Below are 3,252 nucleotides of genomic sequence, written 5' to 3'. Positions count from 1 at the left end.
GCTGCGTATACACGTTAAAGAACTGAGTGATCGTAATCCCGCGATTGATGAAATCAACCGTTTTGTGGATGCCCGCTTTAAGGAAGAAGGTATTGAGATTGCATTCCGTCAATTGGATATTCACCTGCGCAACAGCGAGGGTGTGGATAAACTGGTACAAACACGTACCGGCTAAACACAGGAGCGGAACCGGCATGAAAAAACTGCTGATCATCGGACTGATGCTGTTGTGCAGTGCCGGGCTTGCCGCAGACACTCCCGGTGAACCGCCATTAAACCTCGGAGTGTTGGCCTTTAGGCCACTGCCGGAAACCTTGCAGCGCTGGCAACCATTACAACAGGAATTAAGCCGCGCACTGGATGGCCGTGAAGTGCGTTTATTGCCCGCCAGCTACGAAGATCTGGAAACCCTGCTGGCTGACAACAAACTGGACTTTGTACTGACCAACCCCAGCCACTACATTCAATTACGCCATCGCAATCCCCTATCCGGCGCACTTGCAACCCTGCTGGTGGAAGAACAAGGCCATGCCCTGAGCGGATTTGGTGGTGTAATCCTGGTACCAAGTGAGAGCACTGATCTGCATGACTTGAGAGACCTTCGCGGTAAACGTCTAGCCGCAGTGGGCACCAGCTCACTGGGTGGTTATCAGGCGCAGGCACTGGAAATGATGAATGCCGGTCTGAAACTACCGGGTGATGTGCAACTGACCCTTACTGGTATGCCCCATGACCGGGTGATTCAGGCATTACTCACCAACGAAGCGGATGCCGGGCTGGTGCGCAGTGGTGTTTATGAATCCATGCTGGTTGAAGGCAAGATACCTATTGGTGCCCTGCGCCAGGTACACCCGCTGAACCAACCACACTACCCTTTTATTTTATCCACACCCCTTTATCCTGAGTGGCCTTTTGTGGCACTGGAGCGGGTGGATCAGAAACTGGCAGCACAAGTCACCGCAGCACTTCTGCTGATGCAGCTGACACCCGAACAGCAACAGCAAACCGGCATCCTCGGTTTCAGTATCCCGGCTGATTACCATCTAGTAGAAACCCTTGCTCGCCAGTTGCGTTTTCCCCCTTTTGACCAAGCTCCAACCATCACACTAAAAGATTTGTGGGAGCAGTATGCAGCACTGATCCTGTTCGGTACTGGTACACCCCTGCTGCTGTTTCTGCTGGTGTTGTTACGCCACAACCGTGTGCTGAATCACAGCAACCAGCAACTGCGCATCGAACAACAAAAAAGCCAGCTGGCCGCCAGTGTGTTCAGCCATGCCAGTGAAGGTATTATCATCACTGCGCCAGATGGCAGCATTTTGGACGTTAACCAAGCCTTTACTAAAATCACCGGTTACAGCCGTGACGCAGTGGTTGGGCAAAACCCGCGCCTGTTGAAATCGGATCAACAATCGCCGGAGTTTTACCAGCAGATGTGGCAAACCCTGGTGACTGAGGACTACTGGTTTGGTGAAGTCTGGAACCGTAATCATCAGGGTGAACTGTTTGCTGAGCAATTGGCGATTAATACCGTACGAAATTCACAGGGTGAAATCAGTCATTTTGTCGGGCTTTTTTCCGACATCACCCAACAGAAGCACCAGCAACAGCAGCTGGAATACATTGCCCATTATGACACCCTGACCGGCCTACCCAATCGGGTACTGCTGGCAGAAAAAATGCGGGTGGCCATGCACCAGGCACAACAAAACAATGCCTGCCTGGCGGTAAGTTTTATTGATCTGGACGGTTTCAAGGAAATAAACGACCTCTACACCCATGAGGTGGGCGACCAGTTACTGGCAGCCCTGGCCAGTCGCATGCAGAAAAACCTGCGGGATGGAGACATCGTTGCACGTATTGGTGGTGACGAGTTTGTAGCCTTGTTCATTCTGCTGGAGAAACCGGAAGAAAGTCTGCCACGGGTGGAAGAGCTGCTTGGAGTACTGCGCCAGCCGGTTCGACTCGGTCAGCGTAAATTGCAGGTGTCAGCCAGTGCCGGACTGACTTTTTTTCCACAGGATGAGGCCACAGAAGCCGACCAACTCTTGCGTCAGGCCGATCAGGCCATGTATCAGGCCAAACTCGCTGGCAAAAACCGCTGGCAACTTTTTGATGCTGAAAGGGATCGTAGCCTGCGAGGCCATAATGAAAATCTGGATCGCATTAACCTGGGGTTGGAACAGCAGGAATTTGTACTCTACTACCAGCCCAAGGTGAATCTGCGCACCGGTGCAGTGATAGGCGCTGAAGCCTTGATCCGCTGGCAGCATCCTGAACGCGGCCTGCTCGCTCCTGCTCTGTTTTTGCCTGATATCGAAGGTTACAGCCTGGACATCAGTATTGGTGAATGGGTGTTGGAAACCGCGCTGATGCAACAACGGCAGTGGCTGACACAGGGCATACATCTACCCGTCAGTGTTAATATTGCCGGACACCACCTGCAGCAGGCCAACTTTGAAGATCGGTTGATTGAGCTACTGCAGCGCTTCCCCGACGTACCCACCCACCTGCTGGAGCTGGAAGTACTGGAGACCAGTGCTCTGCAGGATATTGACCACGTATCCAGTGTAATGCGCGCCTGTTCAAGGCTGGGTATCGAATTTGCTCTGGATGATTTTGGTACAGGTTATTCTTCACTGACATACTTAAAACGCCTACCTGCCCACTCATTAAAAATTGATCAGAGTTTTGTGCGAGACATGCTGGATAACGAGGATGATCTGGCCATTCTGCAGGGGATACTGGGGCTGGCTCATGCGTTCCAGCGAGAAGTGATAGCTGAAGGCATGGAAACGGTAGAGCATGGCAGTTTGTTACTGGAAATTGGCTGTGAGCTGGCACAGGGTTACGGTATTGCTCGCCCCATGCCTGCTGAACGTATTCCAGACTGGTTACAGACCTGGCGACCCCACCCGCAGTGGGATAAACCAAACCTTCAACCCTGATTTGTTAATCCAGCGGTGTCAGTGGTGCAAAACCCAGCACCAGCCATTTTTCACCGTTGCTTTCAAAATTGATCAACAGGCGGGTTCGATCACCTTCTCCTTCAGCATGGAGAATAATACCCACACCGAACTTTTTATGCTCCACCCGCTGCCCGATACGCAGATTGGCGGCTTGGGCGCTTTCTTTACCACCACTGAGTGGATTGCCTGCACCACCCACCCGAGCAGCTGCCGGGCGCGGACGATCCGCGGCAAAATGCATCGGGCGACTAACGGATGAACGCAGGCGCACTTCATGCAATAA

Annotated in this window: 1 protein-coding gene and 1 pseudogene; one reads left to right on the top strand and one right to left on the bottom strand. The window is 52.6% G+C overall.

The features are described 5' to 3' along the window. Window positions 1-194 precede the first annotated feature (194 nt). Window positions 195-2,948, top strand: a complete 2,754-nt coding sequence (locus IBX50_RS18830) for an EAL domain-containing protein (protein ID WP_292257939.1) — start codon at window positions 195-197, stop codon at window positions 2,946-2,948. A 4-nt stretch (window positions 2,949-2,952) separates the two neighbouring features. Here the strand turns inward: IBX50_RS18830 and IBX50_RS18825 are convergent. Continuing rightward, window positions 2,953-3,252, bottom strand: a pseudogene (locus tag IBX50_RS18825) (hypothetical protein); the annotation flags it as partial.

This window comes from Marinospirillum sp., from assembly GCF_014859565.1.
The sequence above is the reverse complement of the archived record's forward strand: the minus strand, read 5'-3'. Positions and strand labels throughout refer to the sequence as shown.

Coding starts and splice junctions, on each gene's coding strand:
- IBX50_RS18830 (WP_292257939.1), top strand. CDS start 195: ATGAAAAAACTGCTGATCATCGGACTGATGCTGTTGTGCAGTGCCGGG.